This is a genomic window from Pseudoxanthomonas sp. SE1, assembly GCF_029542205.1.
GTDB lineage: Bacteria > Pseudomonadota > Gammaproteobacteria > Xanthomonadales > Xanthomonadaceae > Pseudoxanthomonas_A.
In genome coordinates this window covers 671,870-691,230 of record NZ_CP113783.1, presented here as the reverse complement: position 1 = coordinate 691,230, position 19,361 = coordinate 671,870, and the positions used below count along the sequence as shown (strand labels likewise).

At 67.7% G+C, this 19,361-nt stretch carries 22 protein-coding genes and 1 tRNA gene; 3 read left to right on the top strand and 20 right to left on the bottom strand.

Going from position 1 to position 19,361, the window contains the following annotated elements; all coding sequences use genetic code 11:
- From OY559_RS03110 to OY559_RS03100, 3 genes are all read right to left on the bottom strand, one after another.
- A complete protein-coding gene (locus OY559_RS03110) occupies positions 1 to 930 on the bottom strand; it encodes an MBL fold metallo-hydrolase (RefSeq protein WP_277728661.1) in 930 nt (309 codons plus the stop codon).
- Positions 931 to 1,024: 94 nt separating this feature from the next.
- Positions 1,025 to 1,324: a hypothetical protein gene (locus OY559_RS03105; RefSeq protein WP_277728660.1), complete on the bottom strand. Its 300-nt coding sequence runs from the start codon at positions 1,322 to 1,324 to the stop codon at positions 1,025 to 1,027.
- 4 nt (positions 1,325 to 1,328) lie between these two features.
- A complete protein-coding gene (locus OY559_RS03100; RefSeq protein WP_277728659.1) occupies positions 1,329 to 2,624 on the bottom strand; it encodes a tryptophan--tRNA ligase in 1,296 nt (431 codons plus the stop codon).
- 194 nt (positions 2,625 to 2,818) lie between these two features.
- On the opposite strand from OY559_RS03100, the gene OY559_RS03095 reads away from it, so the two are divergent.
- Entirely contained in the window at positions 2,819 to 3,622 is an 804-nt protein-coding gene (locus OY559_RS03095; RefSeq protein ID WP_277728658.1) for a hypothetical protein, read from the top strand.
- Positions 3,623 to 3,688: 66 nt separating this feature from the next.
- Here OY559_RS03095 and OY559_RS03090 read toward each other — a convergent pair whose 3' ends face one another.
- The 10 genes from OY559_RS03090 to OY559_RS03045 form a co-directional block, all read right to left on the bottom strand.
- Entirely contained in the window at positions 3,689 to 3,910 is a 222-nt protein-coding gene (locus tag OY559_RS03090) for a CsbD family protein (protein WP_055937072.1), read from the bottom strand.
- A gap of 257 nt (positions 3,911 to 4,167) precedes the next feature.
- The gene (locus OY559_RS03085) at positions 4,168 to 4,302 is read right to left on the bottom strand and encodes an entericidin A/B family lipoprotein (protein WP_192200131.1); all 135 of its coding nucleotides are present in this window, start codon (positions 4,300 to 4,302) and stop codon (positions 4,168 to 4,170) included.
- 200 nt (positions 4,303 to 4,502) lie between these two features.
- Positions 4,503 to 4,655 (bottom strand): entericidin A/B family lipoprotein, encoded by a 153-nt coding sequence (locus tag OY559_RS03080; RefSeq protein WP_055937078.1) that lies wholly within the window; start codon positions 4,653 to 4,655, stop codon positions 4,503 to 4,505.
- A gap of 147 nt (positions 4,656 to 4,802) precedes the next feature.
- On the bottom strand, positions 4,803 to 5,726 hold the full coding sequence (gene rocF, locus OY559_RS03075) for an arginase (RefSeq protein WP_277728657.1): 924 nt from the start codon (positions 5,724 to 5,726) through the stop codon (positions 4,803 to 4,805).
- Positions 5,727 to 5,824: 98 nt separating this feature from the next.
- A tRNA-Thr gene (locus OY559_RS03070) sits at positions 5,825 to 5,900 on the bottom strand.
- A gap of 13 nt (positions 5,901 to 5,913) precedes the next feature.
- On the bottom strand, positions 5,914 to 6,576 hold the full coding sequence (locus tag OY559_RS03065) for an SPOR domain-containing protein (protein WP_277728656.1): 663 nt from the start codon (positions 6,574 to 6,576) through the stop codon (positions 5,914 to 5,916).
- A gap of 19 nt (positions 6,577 to 6,595) precedes the next feature.
- Positions 6,596 to 7,345 (bottom strand): type III pantothenate kinase, encoded by a 750-nt coding sequence (locus tag OY559_RS03060; protein WP_277728655.1) that lies wholly within the window; start codon positions 7,343 to 7,345, stop codon positions 6,596 to 6,598.
- Positions 7,342 to 8,310 carry a bifunctional biotin--[acetyl-CoA-carboxylase] ligase/biotin operon repressor BirA gene (gene birA, locus OY559_RS03055; protein ID WP_277728654.1) on the bottom strand — a complete coding sequence of 323 codons (969 nt, stop codon included), beginning with the start codon at positions 8,308 to 8,310 and terminating at the stop codon, positions 7,342 to 7,344. Before birA ends, OY559_RS03060 begins: the two co-directional genes overlap by 4 nt.
- A complete protein-coding gene (gene plsY / locus OY559_RS03050; protein WP_277728653.1) occupies positions 8,307 to 8,933 on the bottom strand; it encodes a glycerol-3-phosphate 1-O-acyltransferase PlsY in 627 nt (208 codons plus the stop codon). The genes birA and plsY overlap by 4 nt, the downstream gene beginning before the upstream one ends.
- A gap of 30 nt (positions 8,934 to 8,963) precedes the next feature.
- The gene (locus OY559_RS03045; protein ID WP_277728652.1) at positions 8,964 to 10,781 is read right to left on the bottom strand and encodes a DegV family protein; all 1,818 of its coding nucleotides are present in this window, start codon (positions 10,779 to 10,781) and stop codon (positions 8,964 to 8,966) included.
- A gap of 192 nt (positions 10,782 to 10,973) precedes the next feature.
- Here OY559_RS03045 and OY559_RS03040 point away from each other — a divergent pair, with 192 nt between their 5' ends.
- Together OY559_RS03040 and OY559_RS03035 are read left to right on the top strand one after the other, a co-directional pair.
- Positions 10,974 to 11,294 carry a hypothetical protein gene (locus tag OY559_RS03040; RefSeq protein WP_277730076.1) on the top strand — a complete coding sequence of 107 codons (321 nt, stop codon included), beginning with the start codon at positions 10,974 to 10,976 and terminating at the stop codon, positions 11,292 to 11,294.
- 60 nt (positions 11,295 to 11,354) lie between these two features.
- Positions 11,355 to 12,068, top strand: a complete 714-nt coding sequence (locus OY559_RS03035; protein ID WP_277729900.1) for a M90 family metallopeptidase — start codon at positions 11,355 to 11,357, stop codon at positions 12,066 to 12,068.
- Positions 12,069 to 12,071: 3 nt separating this feature from the next.
- Here OY559_RS03035 and OY559_RS03030 read toward each other — a convergent pair whose 3' ends face one another.
- From OY559_RS03030 to OY559_RS03000, 7 genes are all read right to left on the bottom strand, one after another.
- A complete protein-coding gene (locus tag OY559_RS03030) occupies positions 12,072 to 13,523 on the bottom strand; it encodes an ATP-binding protein (RefSeq protein ID WP_277728651.1) in 1,452 nt (483 codons plus the stop codon).
- A gap of 28 nt (positions 13,524 to 13,551) precedes the next feature.
- Positions 13,552 to 14,238, bottom strand: coding sequence for a response regulator transcription factor (locus OY559_RS03025; RefSeq protein ID WP_142123336.1), 687 nt, complete (start codon positions 14,236 to 14,238; stop codon positions 13,552 to 13,554).
- Between the two features lie 76 nt (positions 14,239 to 14,314).
- Complete coding sequence (locus OY559_RS03020) at positions 14,315 to 14,710, bottom strand: hypothetical protein (RefSeq protein ID WP_277728650.1); 396 nt, start codon at positions 14,708 to 14,710, stop codon at positions 14,315 to 14,317.
- 148 nt (positions 14,711 to 14,858) lie between these two features.
- Positions 14,859 to 15,779, bottom strand: coding sequence for an arginine deiminase-related protein (locus OY559_RS03015; RefSeq protein WP_277728649.1), 921 nt, complete (start codon positions 15,777 to 15,779; stop codon positions 14,859 to 14,861).
- Positions 15,780 to 15,782: 3 nt separating this feature from the next.
- On the bottom strand, positions 15,783 to 16,775 hold the full coding sequence (dusA, locus tag OY559_RS03010; RefSeq protein ID WP_277728648.1) for a tRNA dihydrouridine(20/20a) synthase DusA: 993 nt from the start codon (positions 16,773 to 16,775) through the stop codon (positions 15,783 to 15,785).
- Positions 16,776 to 16,847: 72 nt separating this feature from the next.
- Positions 16,848 to 18,248 (bottom strand): sensor histidine kinase, encoded by a 1,401-nt coding sequence (locus tag OY559_RS03005; protein ID WP_277728647.1) that lies wholly within the window; start codon positions 18,246 to 18,248, stop codon positions 16,848 to 16,850.
- A gap of 86 nt (positions 18,249 to 18,334) precedes the next feature.
- Entirely contained in the window at positions 18,335 to 19,354 is a 1,020-nt protein-coding gene (locus OY559_RS03000) for an OmpA family protein (RefSeq protein WP_277728646.1), read from the bottom strand.
- Positions 19,355 to 19,361: the final 7 nt, after the last annotated feature.

Genomic DNA, 19,361 nt, shown 5'->3' with positions numbered 1-19,361 from the left:
TCATGGCCGCCCGCGATCCAGCCAAACGCCCAGGCCCTGCGCATTCAATTCGATATCCATCGCGAGGACGCGTTCTACCTCCTCGTCGGCCAGCGGCGCCCGCAGTGCGTGCGCACGCTCCAGATACAGCGCTGCGAGACCGGCCACGATGCAGCGATGGCGATCCGCACGCCCATCGCAGGCGTCGGCGATGGCGACCATCGCGTCGATCTGCTCGTACAGCGCCTGCGCCAGGCGCGGCACGTCGTCGATGCGGCCGTAATGGGTCAGGTACATCGCATCCGGCGCATAGGCCACCATCCGCGCGATGCTCGCCTTCAATGCCGCGGGCTCGAACTGGACCGGTGTGGTCGTCGGCAGGATGAAGGCGCCCTGTGGGCCATCCAGTTCGCGATAGGACAACCCGAACGTATCGCCGGTGAACCAGCTGCGGCTGCGCGCGTCCCAGATGCAATGATGGTGGCGCGCATGGCCAGGGGTGTCGATGAACTGCAACGGGCGCCCCGAGAGCATCACCGTCTCGCCATCCTCCACCACGCGTACCCGCGCGTCGGGGACCGGCATGAGGGTGCCGTAGCTGCGCTGCATTTCCTCCTCGCCGTAGACCGCCGTCGCACCCGCGATCAGCTTCGCCGGATCGATCAGATGCGATGCTGCGCGGGGATGCGCGACAAGGGTCGCGTTCGGCAGCTGTTGCATCAGCAGCCCTGCGCCGCCTGCGTGGTCCAGATGCACGTGGGTGACGATGAGGAAGTCCACCGCATCGGGCTCCAGTCCAGCGGACTGCAGTGCGTCCAGCAGGCGCGGCACGGAATGGTTCGTCCCGCAATCGATGAAGGCGCCGCGCCCTTCCTCGACGATGAGGTAGGCGGCGTCGAAGTGCTCACGCTGGAACGCGGTGTCGATGGTGTGGATGCCGTGGAGGCTCATCCGCGGGCCTGTGTGGGAACGGATGACCCGATTCTAGTCCCCGCCCCGCATCTGCACGACCCGCCTTTGGTGGAACGATCCGTCCGCGCGCGGCTCAGCCGCGCGACAACCACCAGCCGCGCAGCGGTACCGCCAGTGTCAGCACGAACAGGAACGCGCCGTAGGCCACCAGCGTGGCCAGCACCTGCTTCCAGATGGCGCCGGTGCCTGCATCAGCGGCACCCAACGCGTAGCCCCATTGCATGCCGATGAAGCTCAGCACGAACGCCACAGCCAGTACCGCGAGATCGAAGCCCGTGCGGCGCGCATTTCGCGGCTGACGCGGAAACAGCCAGTACAGCGAGCCCAGCAGCAGGAACCAGGGCAGGAACAGGATCACCGCAAGATACGGCATGGACTCAGGCCTCCGCGGCGCGCAGCGCGGCCAGCGCCGCCAGCACGTCGCCGACGGGCACCTGCAACACGATCTCCGGCGTTTCCATCGCGTCCGCCTGCTCGGCCTGCTTCAGCACGCCGATCAGCTTGCCGGCGTCCTTCGGAGAATCGAAACCGTTGCTCTGCACCAGCACATTGCCGTCGGCATCGGCCAGCTTGAAGTAGAAGCGGCCATCGGTGTCGCGGTACTGCTTGAACACCGGCAATGCCGCCTTCGATGCCATGGCCCTGCTCTCCACCACCGGCTGCTGCGACAGGTCGCGCAGGCCTACCGCGTGGCGCAGCTCGGCCAGCAGCGGTGTGGCATAGCGTTCGCGCAGGCGGCGGGCGCCATCGCGCAGGATGGTTTCGATGTCGCCTGGCTTCGCCATCAGCGCTTCGTACTTCTCGCGCAGCGGGGCGATCTCGGCATCGATGCGCTCGAACAGCTGCTGCTTCGCATCGCCCCAGCCGATGCCGTCGGCGAACCGCTGCGCGAACGCGCGCGTTTCCTCGGCGGTGCCGAAGGCCTGGTACAGCTGGAACAGCGCCGAGCCTTCCGTGTCCTTCGGCTCGCCGGGGCCGCGCGAGTCGGTCAGGATGGAGAACACCAGCTTCTTCAGCTCCTCGCGCGGCGCGAACAGCGGGATGGTGTTGTTGTAGCTCTTGCTCATCTTGCGGCCATCGAGACCGGGCAGCGTGGCCACGTTGTCGTCGATCAACGCTTCCGGCAGGGTGAAGTACTCCTTGCCGTACACATGGTTGAAGCGCTGGCCGAAGTCGCGCGCCATCTCGATGTGCTGGATCTGGTCGCGGCCCACCGGCACCCGATGCGCATTGAAGATCAGGATATCGGCGGCCATCAGTACCGGGTACATGAAGAGGCCCGCGCTGACTCCGGCATCCGGGTCTTCGCCCTCGGCGTTGTTCTTGTCCACGGCCGCCTTGTAGGCATGCGCGCGGTTGAGGATGCCCTTGCCCGCAACGCAGGTCAGGAACCACGTGAGCTCGGTGATCTCCGGCACGTCGCTCTGGCGATAGAACCACACCTTGTCCGGCTCCAGGCCGCAAGCCAGCCACGTCGCCGCGATCTCCAGCGTGGAACGCTGGGTACGCGCCGGATCCTGCGCCTTGATCAGGCTGTGCAGGTCGGCCAGGAAGTAGAAGCTCTCCGTGTCCGCCGCACGGCTGGCGGCCACGGCGGGGCGCACGGCACCGACGTAGTTGCCCAAGTGGGGCGTGCCCGAGGTGGTGATGCCGGTGAGGACGCGCGTGGTCATAAGCGAAGCGGGGGAATGCGGGAAAGCAGCCAGTTTACCGGCTGGGGCCGGATACTGCCGGCAGCGCGCCTGCGACACAGGGTCGCAGTGGTTCAGCCCGCCCGTGGCTTGACCGGGCGGCACACCGCGCCGACCGGCAACCCCACTGCCGGTGGTGGTCCGTTTCCAGCAGCGTCCCCACCTGGAGAACGGACATGCTGCACCGGATCCTTGTTTCCCTGGCAACCCTTGCCCTGCTGGTTGCCTGTGTACCCACCCACGCCCGCCCGCTGGTCGATGTCGGCGTGATCGACCGCGACACCGGCGAATGGCTTGCCCAGCATCCCCATCGGGGCGATGCGTGGGTCGCCGGCACCCCCGGCCACCGCTACAGCGTGCGCCTCACCAACACCACGGGCGAACGCGTCCTGGTCGTGCTGTCCGTGGATGGCGTCAATGCGATCACTGGCCAGACCGCGCATCCTTCCCAGGCCGGCTATGTACTGGAACCCTGGCAAACCACCGAGATCAACGGTTGGCGCAAGTCGATGGACGACGTGGCGCAGTTCGTGTTCACTGATCTGGGCGACAGTTACGCCGCACGTACAGGCCGGCCCCGGAATGTGGGCGTGATCGGAGTGGCCGCATTCCGGGAAGCGCGCAGTTACCGGTATCCGCAATACGCTCCGCCCCCCATCGCCCGGCCCCCGATTGGGACGCGAAAAGAAGCGGAAGCTGCGGCACCGGCATCGTCATCGCGTGCGATCGCGGCGGACAACGTCGCCCGGGAGCAGAGCATCGGCACGGGCCATGGCGGACGCGAGTGGGCGCCGACTTCGCGCACTGGGTTCGACCGCGCGACCCGCCAACCCGAACAGGTAAGCCAAGTGCGTTACGACGAGCGCCGTCGCCTGGTTGCGATGGGCGTCCTGCCGCGTCGCCACGGTCCCATCTGGCGCGATGAAGCTCCGCGAGCTTTCCCGGACGGCTTCGTGGCGGATCCGCCACGCCATCGTTGAACATGCAAAAGCAAACGGGCCGCATGAAGCGGCCCGTTCTGTCCCGGTCCTGCGGACGCGATCATGTCAGTGCTTGAAGGTCTTGTCGGAACGCAGCGTGCGCTGGAAATCCTCGACTTCCGTATGGGCCCGATCCCGGTCGTAGCCATAGCGCTCCTGCAGCCTGCCTTCGAGGTATTCCGCATTACCCTGCGCGACCTTGAAATCGTCATCGGTCAGATCGCCCCACTTCGCCTGGATCTTGCCCTTCAGCTGCTTCCAGTTGCCGGCGATGATGTCCTGATTCATGGTGTTTCCTCGCTTGGTTGAGCGGCAGGGGGCGCCGCGGAAACAGCATCGCAGCCCGCGTGTTCCCATCCGATCAACTGCGCGTCAACACGCCATTAGGATTGACTGAACAGTTCAGTCGCATGATGGCGCGCTCGCACGGAGGAATGCACTCGACGGGGCGTATTCCTGATCGTCGCGGCCCATGCACTGCAGATACCGACAAAAGAAACGGGCCGCGATACGCGGCCCGTCTCCTGGTCTCCAGACCCAATGGCTTATTTGCCCGAGGAATCCTCGACCTTCTCGCCCACCTTCTGCACGTCCTTGCCGAACCCCTTGACGGTGTTGCAGCCGGACAGCACGGCGATGGAGAACAGGGACAACAGCAGCAACGCGACGATACGCTTCATAAGCGACTCCTGTGGACGGTATTCACGGTCTGGAGCGCGCAACGTCCGGAACACGCCGGCCATGCCGCCCCACCCGTGCAGTCTGATTTAAGCACGCTGGCTGGCGGCTGACCAAACCCTGGCCGGCAACGCGGAAGGGCCGGTTTCCCGGCCCTTCCTTCGGTTCGCATCCGGAGGATGCGGTCAGCCGACAGCGCGCATCAGCACTTGCCGTCCTTGCAGTCCTGGGCCTTGTCTTCGACCTTCTCGCCAACCTTCTGCACGTCCTTGCCGGCACCGGCCATGGTGTTGCAGCCCGACAGGACCGCCATCGAGAACATCGCCGTCAGCAGCAGCATCATTGCACGCTTCATGTGTCATCTCCTGGGTGGAAAGGGTGCCATTGCGGGTGCGTCCCACACCGCAGCGGCGTGTGGTGCACCTTCGACGCCGCGGCGTATAGGCCGCGTGAAACCATGGGCCACCCGTTCAGTCGCAGTTTCCCCGATATCCCTGCACCCCTAGTCGCGCATCAGCGTGGACTTGCCGAACAGGCTCTCCACCAGGTCCACCGTCAGCTTGGCGGTGCGGTTGCGACGGTCCAGCACCGGGTTCAGTTCCACGATGTCCAACGAACCCATCAACCGCGTGTCCGCGATCATCTCCATCACCAGTTGCGCTTCACGATAGTTGGGACCGCCCGGCACGGTGGTGCCCACGCCGGGCGCGATGCTCGGGTCCAGGAAGTCCACGTCGAAGCTCACGTGCAGGTGGGTGTCGGCATCCAGGCCGTCCAGCGCAGCCTCCATCGTGCGCTTCATGCCCACCTCGTCGATGTAGCGCATGTCGTACACGTCCACCTTGTGGTCCTTGATCAGCCGCTTCTCCTCCGGATCGACCGAACGGATGCCGATCTGCCGGACCATCGACGGCGTGATCGCGGGCGCCTCGCCCCCCAGCCTGGTCAGCGCATCCGGACCGATGCCGCACAGGCACGCCACGGGCATGCCGTGGATGTTGCCGGAAGGCGTGACCTCGCTGGTGTTGAAGTCCGAATGCGCATCCAGCCACAGCACCCGCAGTTTCTTGCCGACCCTGCGGCAGTGTTGCGCGACCGCGGTGATGGAACCCATGGCCAGGCAATGGTCGCCGCCCAGCATGATGGGCAACCGCTGCTGGGCCAGTTCGGTAGCGGTGGCATCCATCACCGCGCGGTTCCACGTCACGACTTCATCGAGATGCCGGTAGCCGTGGACGGGGCCGGTCCAGGGATTGGCGGGACCCTGCACGTTGCCGGTGTCGATCACGTCCACGCCCCGTGCCGCCAGCGCTTCGGCGAGACCCGCGATGCGCAGCGCATCGGGCCCCATGCGCGCGCCACGATGGCCGGCGCCGACGTCGGTAGGCACGCCGATCAGGGACACGGGAGGAAAAGCTCGACTCATGGGTACGTCCTGCGGAAAACAGACGCACAGTCTATGCCGTCGGCGATGACGGGCCTGTGGCATCGCAGCACGCGAATGGGCGTTGCGCCAACAGGAAATGGTGCCGCTTATCCGAATCGAACGGATGACCTACCGCTTACAAGGCGGTTGCTCTACCAGCTGAGCTAAAGCGGCGCGGGCGGCAATTCTAGCGCAGTGCCGTGCATTCGAGGGGTTGCGGCGTACCGCTGGACGCGGCACGGGCAAGCACGACGGGGTCGACCCCCTCCACGACGCCGGCATCCAGCCACCACAGACTGGGTCCCGCGCGGCCGACGGGCTGCATCTGTGCGGTGAACCCCGCAGCCTGCAACTGCGATACGCGGCGCTCGGCGGCTTCACGGCTGCGATACCGGCCCAGTGCGATCCCGTTGGCCTGTTCCCCCTGGCGCACGACGAGGAAGTCGTCGAATCCCGCCGCCCCGATGCGGCCGGCGATTGCCTGTGCCTCTTCCAGCGATGGCGCGGGAGGCATGATCACTTCGTAGCCGCTGGCGCTGAGGCCCGGCACTTCCCGCAGGCGCGCCCGCAGGAGCTGGCCCTTGACGGCCTCCTGGGCGAGGTTCGCCGCCGTCTGGCTGGTAAAGGGTCCGAGACTGAAGCACGCGGCCAGGATGTCCGGCGTCGTACGGGCGGCAGTGGCCGGCGGCGGCACGGTGGCCACAGGCATCTCATCGACGAGCTGCAGGCGCGCAACGCCGGCAGGCAAGGGCGGCGGCGGCACCGGCTCGATGGCGGGACGGGTGAGCCACCACGCGGCAGCGCCCAGGTTCAGGACGATCAACAGGACGATCAGGGCACGGATCAGCATGCTGCGATTCTAGCCGTGCTCAGGCGGCGGTACCGAGCTGCGCCCATACAGCCAGCCCTTCGAGCACCAGCGCCGGCGCCAACTCACCATCGCGCAGCGAACGCGCGAGCTCGGTGGCACCCCCGCCATGCAGAAGCAAGGCGGGGCGCTCGCCCAGGAGGTCATGCGCGTATTGCAGGCTGCGCTCGATCAATCCCAGGGCAGCGCCGCCACAGCCCGATGCCAGCGCGTCGAGGGTGTCGGTGGCGAATTCGACGTACCCGCCGCCTTGCGAAGGCAACTGCACGGCCGCTTGCTGGAGTGCTTCACGCATCAGGCGGGGCGAGGGCGCGATGCGTCCGCCGCGATGCCGCCCGTCCGCGTCCAGCAGATCGACGGTCACCGCCGTGCCAACGCCCACCACCAGCCACGGCTGCGCGGCGCGCGCGCGCGCCGCCAGCAGGGCCAGGAAGCGATCCACGCCCAGCCGTCCGGGGTCGGCATAGGCGATGTGCACGCTGGCCAGTGCTGGCTGTGTGCGCGCAATGGAGATGCACCCGAAACGGGTGGTCAGCCAGTCGACCACCGCGGCGGTACGTACGGGTGACGCGACGCTGGCAAGCACCGCGGACGACCATCCATGCGTGTCGATCGCCGGAACGGCGGCGTCGAGCGCGGCGATGAAGTCGCCGTCGTATCCGATCGCCCGCACTTCGCCCAATGTCCCGTCTGCCCTCAACGGCGCACCCTTCAGGCGCGAATTCCCCAGATCGAACACCCACTGCGTCATGTCGCCCTCACGCTGACATCGCCGGCATGCACCTGCCGCTGTAGCTCGCCCACGCGCACCTGCAACGCACCGTCATCGCCGATGCCTTCCGCCACACCATGTTCGTCGCCCTGTAGACCATGCACGATGACCTCGCGCCCCACCAGCACGTCCAGCGCAGCGTACCTCGCACGGAACGGCGACAGGCCTTCGCGATCGAACAGTTCGAGCGCGGGCAGCAGGGTGTCCAGCAGGCGGGACGCCACACCGTTCCGCGAAGGCGGGACGCCGCCCAGTGTGGCCAGGTCCGTCCACGCCTGGCCGATCATTGCCGCGGCAGGCGCCGGCATGCGCACGTTCACACCGATCCCGATCACGGCGCGCACAGGGCCACCATGCTCACCGCCGCCTTCCACCAGGATGCCGCCCAGTTTGCGGCCCTGCGCCAGCAGATCGTTGGGCCACTTCACGCCAACGGTTTCGTAGCCGGCCTGCCGCAGGGCTTCCGCGACCGCCACGCCGACCACCAGGCTCAGACCCCCCAGGCGCGCGAGTCCGCCCGAGAACTGACGCGAGAGCGACAGATACAGGTTGGCCGCAATCGGTGACGCCCACTGTCGCCCGCGCCGGCCACGGCCACCGGTCTGCTGCTCCGCCAGCAACACGGCAGTCCCATGTTCGGGCGTCTTGCGGCGGAGCAGCTCGCTGTTCGTGGAATCCAGCGACCATGCGATCTCAAGCGATGCCAGACACGAAGCTGTCGGGGCCTGCAACTGTGCGCGTATCCGATGGGCGTCCAGCAGCTCGACCGGTTCCGCCAGCGAATAACCGCGACCCGGCTGCGCACCGATATGCAGGCCGCCCGCACGCAGCGTTTCGATCCGCTTCCACATGGCGGCGCGGGTGACCTTGGCGTCGCGCGCGAGTACGTCGCCGGAGACGGGGCCCTCGATCAGACGCTGCAGCAGTTCGCGTTCGCCGGTCATGCGCGGCGGCGCCAGATGCGCACGCGTTCGAAGCGCGACTCGGTTCCGGCATGCAGTCGCCGCAGGTTGGCGCGATGGGTGAACAGCACCAGCGTCGCGGCGGCGACAGCGAACAACTGCACAGCGCGGTCCGCGTGCATCCACCATGCCAGCGGCACCAGGCAGGCGGTGGCGATGATCGACGCCAGGCCCACGTACCCGGTCGCAACCAGCACGCCCAGCCAGACCAGGAACAGCGGCAACAAGGCCAGCGGCCAGAGCACGGCGACGCCCCCCAGCAACGTGCCCACGCCCTTGCCGCCGCGGAACCCGTGCCAGATCGGCCATACATGTCCCGCCGTCGCAGCCAGCGTCGCCAGGAAACCCAGCGCGCGTGGCGACAGCGGGCCCTCCATCGGCGCGAACCGCAGTGCCAGCCACGCGGCCAGTGCACCCTTGCCGATGTCCACCAGCACTACACCGAGTGCGAACTTCGCTCCCTGCGTGCGGAAGGCGTTGGTGCCGCCCGCGTTTCCACTGCCCTGCGTGCGGATGTCCACGCCCCGCAGCCGGCCCAGCATGAGGCTGCCCGACACGGAACCGAGCAGGTAGGCCAGCAGCAACAAGGTGAAGACGATCAGCATGGCGCCATTATGGGCCACGCCCCTCCTCGCTCAGGCATCAGGTGCCGGCTGCACGGCCACGATCAGGGCGCCCTGGCCGGCATGCGCGCCGATGGCCGCCCCCGTTTCCACCAGTCGGTCCTCGCTGATCCGCAGCCGCGCGCGCAGCGCGGCGAGCAATCGCTCGCCCTGCGGACGCGCATCGCAGTGCCCCACGATCACCCGCCAGCACTGCCCGGATTCCAACTGGCGTGCGACCCGCCGCGCGAAGGCTTCCGGCGCGCGCTCACGCGTCAGCAGGATGCCGGCGACCGTCATGCGGCCTTCGGCACTCATCTTCGCGATCGGGGTCAGCGCGCTCAGCTTCGCGATCGGCGCAGCCCAGCGCGGGATACGACCACCGCGCACGGCATGGGAGATGTCGGGTGCGATGGCCCACATCCGCGTCAGCGGGCGCAGGCGCTCCAGCTCGGCCACCACGTCCGCTTCGCTGCGGCCTTCCGCCGCGAGTTCGGCGGCACGCCACACAAGCAGCGCCTGGCCACAGGCCGCATTGACCGTATCGAACACCCTTACGCGCCCGGAGGGATCACGCGCGGCGGCATGCTCCCCCGATTGCAGCGTGCCCGACAGCGCGCGCGACAGGCCGACATAGAGCACCCGCGCATGGTGGGCCAGCGACAGCTCGAACTGCCGGCGGAAGTCGCCCGGCGGCGGCTGGCTGGTGCGCGGCAACTGGCGCGAGACCGCCATGCGCCGGTAGAACTCGCCCGTCGACAGGCCCACCTTGTCCAGGTAATCGCGGCCATCCAGGTCCACCCGCGCCGGCACCACACCGATGGCATGACGTTCGGCAATGTCTTCCGGCAGATCGGCGGCGCTGTCGGTGACCACCACCAGCGATTGCGTGGCGGCGGCGACCGCGTTCTGGCGGACCATGTCGTCCGCCTTCATGCCTTCGACGTGGCCCTGCGCCGCGCACGCGTCGAAGAGTACCTGCGGCGATCCGATGTGCGCGTGCACGCGAAGACGTGACGCGCCACCCGCGATGACGATGGAGTCCGCGCCGCCGGCCTCCAGCGCGGCACGCAGGCGATCGCGGTCCAGCGCCTCGCCCAGCAGCAGGCATTCGGTGCACCAGCGGCGCGCCGGGTCGATGGCATGGTCGTGGACCATCGGACCGGCGGCATCGTTGGCCGCGCCCGGCGCGCTGGCGCGCACGCGCACCGCGCGTGGTCCGCCCTCGACGAACTCGGCGATGCCCTCCAGCAGATCGACAAACCCTTGCGCACCGGCATCGACCACGCCCGCACGCTGCAGCAAGGCCATCTGGCGCGGCGTGTCGGCGAGCGCGCGACGCGCGCGGACGAGCGCACGGACGAAGCCGCTGCGTGCGTCGGACTGGTTGCCCTCGCCGGCCGCGGCATCCAGTTCCTCGGCGAACGCGGCGATCACGCTCAGGATCGTCCCCTCGACCGGCTGCGCCAGTGCCTGGCGTGCACTCTGCGCGCCCTGACGGACGGCTGCGGCCAGCGAACGGGCATCCAGTTCCGGCAGGTTGCGCACGCGCTCGGCCACGCCATGCAGGAACTGCGCGAGGATGGCGCCGGAATTGCCGCGCGCACCATCGATCGCGTCGTTGCCTACACGGCTCAGCAGATCGCCGACATGCTGGCTGGGCTGGCTGAGCGCACCATGCAGCACGCTGCCGAGCGTCGATGCGAGATTGTTGCCGGTATCGCCGTCGGCGACCGGGAATACATTGATGCGGTTCAACGCGTCACGCCCGGCAATCACCCGGCGGGCCCCCGCGATCAGCGCCAGGCGCAGGGCAGGAGCGGTCAGCGGGCGGGAGTCGGGTGCGGGCATCGCGGCAGTCTGACGCAACCGCTTCCGCACTCCTGCTGCGACGCAACAGGCCGGGGCCCGTTTCCCTCGATCCATCGCCGTGGGAAGGCATTTCGTCGCAGGGCCGGCCGCATTCATGCCGGCCGGAGCCATTCCCGCTATAGTCGGCGGCGTCATCTGGCCGCTGTACCCCGACCGACAGGAGTCCCTCCGATGTTACGCGCCAGCCTTGCCCTGCTGCTTCTCGGCGCCTCTGCGGCGGTATTCGCCCAGAACGGGCGCAGCATCGCCAATGGCAATGCCACCACCTGCCAGGATGTCGCCGACCGTGCCGTCGCCGACCGCCCGGGTGATGCCGTGCCGACCACTCCGGACGCACGTCGTGCGCGCGCCACCGCCGTGCGCAACAAGTACGCCGCACCCACGGGATTGACGCCCTCCACGTCGCGGGGCGGCGGCGATGACGACGATACCCCGCTGCCGCGCAACCGCGGCTCCAAGTGGCACAGCTTCCTGCCCGGCATGTTCCGCTGACGCGGACGGCCTCACCCGGTGATTGGCCTGTTGCGCCGCCTGCGGCGCCCCTCCCCGTCCATCCAGGACGACCTCTGGCGGACCGTAGCCACTGACACGCCCTGGGTGTCGGCACTGGATGACGTACGTTCGGACAGATTGCGTGGATTGTCGGCGCGCTTCCTTCGCCAGAAGACCATCACGCCGCTCGCCGGCCTGAGCCTGGACGAAGCGCAACGCGTGCAGCTGGCGGCGCTGTGCTGTCTGCCATTGCTGGAGTTCGGCGAAGGCGGCTTGCGCGGCTGGTCACAGCTGATCGTCTATCCGGACGCGTTCCGCGTGCAACGCACGCATACCGATGCGGCCGGCGTGTTGCACGAGTGGGAAGACGACCTGGCCGGCGAAGCCTGGGACCAGGGTCCGCTGATCCTGTCGTGGGCCGACGTGCAAGCCGACCTGGCCGAACCCGACGCCGGCTTCTGTGTGGCCGTGCACGAGATGGCGCACAAACTGGATGCGCTGGATGGGGAACTCGATGGCACCCCGCCACTGCCGGACGAATGGCATGGCCGCTGGGCGCGCGACTTCCAGCGCACGTACGACGACTTCTGCATGCAGGTGGACCTGGGTCGCGAGACGGCGATCGATCCGTACGCCGCCGAGGCACCGGAAGAATTCTTCGCCGTCGCCACTGAGTACCACTTCTCTGCGCCGGGCGTGCTGGCCGACGCGATGCCGGAGGTGGCCGCGCACCTGCGACGATTCTACGGTCCGTCGCCGTTGGCGACGACGTAACGGTCACAGGCCTGGCGGCAACCTTACCTCGAAGCGTGCCCCACCCAGTTCCTCCGAGCGCAGCACCTGCAGTTCGCCGCGATAGTCGCGGATCAGGTCCTGCACGATCGACAGTCCGATACCGTGTCCCTGCACGCGCTCATCGCCGCGCACGCCCCGCTGCAACACCTTGGACACGTCCTCCTCGGCGATGCCCGGGCCATCGTCATCCACGGCCAGGAACAGCCCGGGCCTGCGCTGCGGTGCCGTCGCGCCCACCTTCACCGTCAGCAGCACGCGCGAACGCGCCCACTTGAAGGCGTTCTCCAGCAGGTTGCCCATCAGTTCCTGCAGATCGCCCATCTCGCCATGGAAGCGTGCGCGCGGATCGATCTCGAATTCGCAGATGACGCCCTTCGACGCATAGACCTTTTCCAGCCCCCGCACGATCTCTTCGGCGTTCGGCTCGATGGCGATCGCCGCAGAGAACAGCTTGTGACCGCTCGAAGCCGCACGCGCGAGCTGGTAGGAAACGAGGTTGTTCATGCGCTTGAGCTGCACGTCCAGTTCCTCGCGCAGCGATTGCGGATCGCCGTTGTCGTCCAGCTGCGTACGCAATACCGCGATGGGCGTTTTCAGGCTGTGCGCCAGATCGGCCAGCGTATTGCGCTGACGCTCCAGGTTCTCGCGCTCGCTTTCGATGAAGGCATTGATGCTGTCGGTCAATGGCTCGAGTTCGCGAGGATGGCTCTCCGTCATGCCCGACAACTCACCGCGCTGCACCCTGCTGAGTTCGAAGATCACCCGCCGCAACGGACGCAGGCTCCAGCGCAGCACCAGCATCTGCAGCAGCAGCAGGATCACGCCGGCACCACCCAGATAGACCCACAGGGAGCCTCGGAACACGCGGATCTGCGTGCTCAGCGCCTGCGCGTCCTCCAGGATGTAGATGCTGTAGGGAATCTCGGCGTGCTGGTGGGTTGCTGGCCAGGCATAGCCAACGCCATAGCGATAAGCCTCGCCGTCACTCCCGTCCGCGCGGCGTATCGGCAGCGGCCCCTCGAATGTCTCTTCCAGCGCGCCCAGTCTCCGGGGTACCGGCAATTCGGGGCCCAGCGTCGAGTTGGAGCCCCAGGGCGGCACGTTCTGCAACACCACCTGTGCATACATGCCGCTGTCGGGCATGTCGAAGCGGGGATCGGGTGTGTTGTAAGGCGGGATCAGCGTGCCGTTGCGACCGAATTCCACCTTGTCGGTGTAATACAGGGCATAGCTCTTCAACCGCTGCCGAAGATTGTCCTCGGCCGTATCGACGAACGCACGATCCAGCGCGTAGCCGGCCAGCGCGAGAAAGGCGAGCAGCGCAAGGCTGGCCGCCAGCAACTGGCGCGCGCGCAACGAGCGCGGCCGCCACCCGTCGAACCGGTGGCGGCCGACGTGGGCGGGCGGTACAGCGCCGGAAGGTGGCGCGGGCATCAAATGCTGGCGATGCCGGCGCGGTCCATCAGCCTTCGCCGGTGCGCGGGATGGCGAAGCGGTAGCCGCGGCCGCGTACGGTCTCGATCGGCTTCAGCTCGCCTTCGGGGTCCAGCTTCTTGCGCAGGCGACCGATGAAGACTTCCAACACGTTGGAGTCGCGGTCGAAATCCTGCTGGTAGATGTGCTCGGTCAGGTCGGCCTTCGAGACCAGTTCGCCCGCGTGCATCATCAGGTACTCGAGCACCTTGTACTCGTAGCTGGTGAGGTCGACGTTGCTGCCATTGACGCTGACCGTCTGCGCGGCCAGATCCAGTGCGACCGGACCACATTCCAGCGTGGGCTTGCTCCAGCCGGCAGCGCGGCGCAGCAGTGCGTTGACGCGGGCCAGCAGCTCTTCCACGTGAAAAGGCTTGACCAGATAGTCGTCGGCGCCCTGCTTCAGGCCTTCCACCTTGTCCTGCCAGCTGGAACGCGCGGTCAGGATCAGCACCGGGAACTTCTTGCCCTCGTCGCGCAGGGCCTTGATCAGCTCCATGCCGGACATCTTGGGCAGGCCGAGATCGATGATGCCGACATCGAACGGCACCTCGCGCCCCATGTACAGGCCTTCTTCGCCATCCTGGGCCGCGTCCACCGCAAAGCCTTCGCGCTTCAGGCGCGCGGCGAGGGTTTCACGCAGGGGGGCTTCGTCTTCGACCAGCAGGATACGCATGGACTCTCCTTGGGAATGCGGCGCGGCCGAGGGACCGCGCGGGCGTGCTCGTGATGAGCCGTGATTCTACGTAAGACTACGGGCGGGAGGGGTTATCGCCGCGTGGAGGCTGCGTCATTTCGCGCCGGGGCCGCACCGGCGCATCGATGCCGCGACGCGAGCCGCCCGCATCATCCATGGTGCGCACCCGGCCACGGTCGTCGACGTACTTCACGCGATTGATCTCGCGTCCTTCGTACTGCATGCGCTCGACGCTCAGCACCTGTCCGCCGGTCTCATTGCGCACGCGGCGCACCGCATCGGACATCGATGACCGGTGCCTCGTCATCTCCGCACGCGACGGGCCACGCTCACGCGCAGGCGGTGCTTCGTCACGGCCACGCTCGTCCTGCGCGTGCACAGCGTGGGTACCCGTGAGGGTGGCGAGCACCGCCACGGTAATGGCAGCCAGGAGGGAGGTACGAAAGCGCATAACGGAATCGTAACGGAACTGGGGTCGCGAAACTGAACGGAACCCGAAACCGCCTCGGGGGGAATGGAAACGAAGTCTTGGCCCGCGGCGGTGAATCCGTTCTGAATTTATCCACAGGGCAATACCCCGCATTCAGCCTGCTGAACGGTCAGAAAACCTCGGCCACACAACATCTTAGCGAACCGCCGCCGGCTTCGATGGCATCCAGCGATACGTTGTGCACGGCAAAGCCGGCCGCTTCAAGCTTCGCCACTGCGGCTGGCCGCAGGGCCGCGTGGGCGCGCCGGCTCATCCAGACCGACGCCGGCGACAGTGAGATGGCATTACCGGCGAAGGCCGCCTGCTCGGCTCCGGTCAGTTCGATCACGCCCGCGGGATACAGCGCCTCCAGCGCAGGCACCAGGTCTGCCCCCAGCCCGTCCGGATATACCACCGCAGCACGCCCGGCCAGCACCGCCAGCAGCACATTGGTGTGGTACTCGCCCGGGGCGAGATCGAACATCAACGTCGCGCGCAGGCCGAACGCCTCGTGCATCCGCGCCGCGCCGATCTCGTCGCAGCGCTCGGACAGCCCACAGAAGCCGATGCCGCGTGCCCGATCGATGACCAGCGCCCCGGTGAGTTCGCAGGGATGCGGCTGGGTAGACAGGTCGACTTCCGCGTATCCCAGCGTGTCGCGGAAAAAACCCCGGATATCGGACCGTTCCGCCTCGCGCTGGCGTACCGGGTGGCGCATGCGGCCGATGACCAGCCGCGGCTCGCCACCGACCCGCGCGGTGGCGAAGACGTTGTTGGGGAACACCGCATCCGGTGTCGCTTCGCGGCCCGGGAAGCAGAACACCGGCACCTCCTCCGACAGCGCGCGATGCAGCGCGTGGTGTTCGCGCAGTGCCGCGCCGGTGTCGAAAACGCCAGCATCGGCCATGTAGCGGTTGTCCTGGGCCGACTGCTCGGCGCGCATGAACCCGTACGGCGACACCAGGAACGCCGCGCGCGCGGTCGCCGGGCCAAAGTCGGACGCCAGCGTCCGCGCATGGGCGATGAAGGCATCGATGTCGCGCGTGATCACGGCTCAGGCCGCCGGCCGCAGTTCGCGCGTGGTCGCCGCCAACGCCTGTTCCACCAGCAACCAGTCAGCGCCGGGCCTGTGCGCGCCTTCGCTGAGGATCTGCCGGAATGCGCGTCCACCCGGCTGCGCATGGAACAGCCCCAGCACGTGCCGGGTCAGGTGCTTCAGCGCCACACCCTTCGCCAGTTGCGTTTCGACGTAGGGACGCCACGCGCGCAGCAGGTCCGTGCGCGACGCGATCCCGCCGCCGAACAGTGCCGCCTGCATTTCGTGCAGCACGTAGGGCTCGTGGTACGCCGCGCGGCCGATCATCACGCCATCGCTGTGCTGCAGGTGCTCGTGCACCTGCGCCGTCGTAGTGATACCGCCATTGATCGCCACCGTCAGTTCCGGCCGCTCGCGCTTGAGCCGGTAGGCCCAGTCGTAGCGCAGGGGCGGGATCTCGCGGTTCTCCTTCGGCGACAGTCCTTGCAGCCAAGCCTTGCGCGCATGCACGAAGAAGACATTGCAGCCGGTCGCCGCCACGGTATCGATGAAGGTGCGGAAAAGGTCGTAGTCCTCCTGCTCGTCCACGCCCAGCCGGCATTTCACGGTCACGGGAACATCGACTGCATCGATCATCGCCGCCACGCAGTCGGCGACCAGCGCAGGCTCCTTCATCAGGCAGGCACCGAAGCGCCCCGCCTGCACGCGGTCCGACGGGCAGCCGACGTTGAGGTTCACCTCGTCGTAGCCCCAGTCCTGCGCGATGCGCGCCGCCTGCGCCAGGTGAGCCGGCTCGCTGCCGCCGAGCTGCACCGCCACCGGATGCTCGACGGCATCGAATCCCAGCAAGCGATCGCGGTCGCCATGGATCACCGCCTGCGCATGCACCATCTCGGTATACAGCCGTGCCTGCGGCGCCAGCAGCCGGTGGAACACGCGGCAATGCGTGTCCGTCCAGTCCATCATGGGCGCCGTCGACAGGCGGAACCGGTTCTGATCGGTGGTGTGCATGGGCGCATTTTACCTAGGGCCCTGCAGTACGTCGCGCTTGGACCCGGATGACCCGAGCCCTCGCGCACCGGCTCACACGGGTGCGGCCGGAAGCACGACCGTGAACGTGGTCCCGACGCCCATCTGGCTCTGTGCCGTTATCGCACCGCCTGCCCGTGTCACCAGATCGCGAATGACGGACAGGCCAAGGCCGGTGCCCTCGCCCGCCGGCTTGGTGGTGAAGAAGGGGTCGAAGACACGCGCCAGCACCTCTTCCCCCATGCCGGCGCCGGTATCGGCGAACTCCAGCACGCTGCCACCGTCACCACCTTGCGCGACGCCGATGGAGAAGACGCCGCCATGGGGCATCGCATGATCCGCGTTGGCCGCGATATTGAGGACCATGAGCTCGAACCGGTCCCTGTCCATCCGGATCGGTGACGGGGCATCGCCCAGGGCGAAACGCAATTCCACCTCGGGCTTGAGCAACTGGCGCAGCATGGTCTGGATGTCCACCAGAGCGCCGGCGGCATCGAAAGTCTCTTCCGCGTAGTCGTCCTGGCGCGCAAACGTCATCAGCTTGTGGGTCAGCAGCGTCGCCCGGCGCGCGGCCGCCTCGATGCCTTCGAACGATGTCCTGCCGTCTTCGACCTGGCCCGCCCTGAGGCCCTTGCGCGCGTAACCGCTGATCACGGCCATGATGTTGCCGAAATCGTGCGCCACGCCTCCCGCCAGTCGACCCACCGCCTCGACCTTGCGGGCGTGGATGAGTTGCTCCTGCGCGAGCTCACGCTCATTGATCTCCTGCAGCAGGCGCTGGTTCGCCGCCGCGAGCTGGTTGCCGCGCTCCGTGGCTTCGCCCAGGCTCTGGCGCAACGCGGCCGAACTGCGGTCCAGCACGATGGCGATCATCAGGAACATGGCGGCACTGAAGGCGGCGTCGCCGTACAACGCGGCGGCATCGCCCTTGCGGGATACATCCACCGAGATGCCCAGGAAGAACGCGGCCACGATGCACGCGAACATCAGCCAGAGCGCTCCCCTGCCCACCACCAGCCCCGCGATCGCCATCCAGATGACCAGCACCGGCTGTTCGAAGCGTTGCGCACCGAACCCGGTGGTCAGGTAGGCGGGCACCACCGAAGCGGCGAACACGACCAGCAGGAGCCGCGAGGCCCACACGAAGCGCCCATGCCGGATCAGCACGAAGCTGATGGCGGCAGCGGCACACACCGACAGGCTCAGCGTCATGCTGGTCAGCTCGCCCGGCCGCCACGGGATATCGACCGCAAAGGCGCGATACGCCCACGCGAGCGCAGGCAGCACCGCCAGCAGCAACGAGATCAGCTGCAGCATCGGCGCATTGCGCCTGTCGACCGGATCGGCGATGGGAACATCGCGCCACCAGGCCATCGGCGCGCGCCACAGGCGGGCCAGACGCGACCCTGGAATACCCTGGCGCCCGCGGGCGACGAGGATGTCGCCCTCACTCATGAATCCGCTCTCCGGACGTCCGGACGACGCGCAGGTTCCCCATCACTCCACTCCATCCATCCACGAAGACAGGTGAAGTATAGGCGTTACTGTGAGTCGACCCGGGCGGACTGGACGAGCAACCGCACTTCGACGCGGCGATTGGGGATCAGGCATTCGCGCAGGGCCGCCTGGGGCTTCACACCGTCGCACTGCTGGACCTGCTCCGCGTCACCCTTGAAGGTGTACCCGATCATGGCCGGTTCGATGCCGCGCTCCATGAGCAACGCCTGCACGGTCTGGGCACGCCGTTCGGAGAGCGCCTGGTTGTAGTCGAATCCGCGCCCCTGCAGACGGTCGGCGTGGCCGACCAGTTCGACGCCTGTCAGCGTCAGTCCTTCCTTGGGCAGGCGGGCCAGTTCGCGGTCCAGGCTCCACAGCGAATAGACACGGATGTCGTCGCGACCGGAGCGGTCGAACTCGAACAGCACGTTGACGGTCAGCGCGGTTCCGGCGGGCACCACGGCGGGCGCGTCGGGCGCGGCGCCGCACTGGCGCGCCATGGCTTCGGCGTCGCCGACCCAGTCCTCGGCGATCTGGATGTAAGGCTTGGCGTGGCGCCACTGCTGCTGGTTGAACTCGTTGCCCGCGTGCACCAGCTCCACTTCGCCGCAGGCCACGGCCTGTTGCGCGCAGCTGAAGCCCTGCGTGCCGTGGATGGCACGCAGGCGTTGCCACAGATCCTCGCGCACGCGTGCGGCACCGTTCACCAGCGGGGTGTCGGTCGGCAGCGGCGACACGCCCTGCTCCATGCCGACGATGAGCTTCTCCGATTCGGTCAGCGCTGCCTGCGGAAAGTCGCTGCGGTCGTTGCGGCTGTATTCGTGGAAGGACACGTCCAGCCAGCACTGCGCCTTGGACAGGTGGTAGTCGCGCACGGGGCGGCCGGCATCGTTGAGCGCCTTGATGCGCCCCTGCGTGTGCTCGTAGCCGGACAGGTCGGCGTGGATGGCCTCGTCGGTGATCCGGTCGCGTTGCGGGGTGAGCACGGTCTGCTGCGCGCTGGCGCCGATGGCCAGGGTGGCGAGGACGGCGGCGGCGAGAAGGGTGGGCTTGGTGATGGTCATGTCGTGT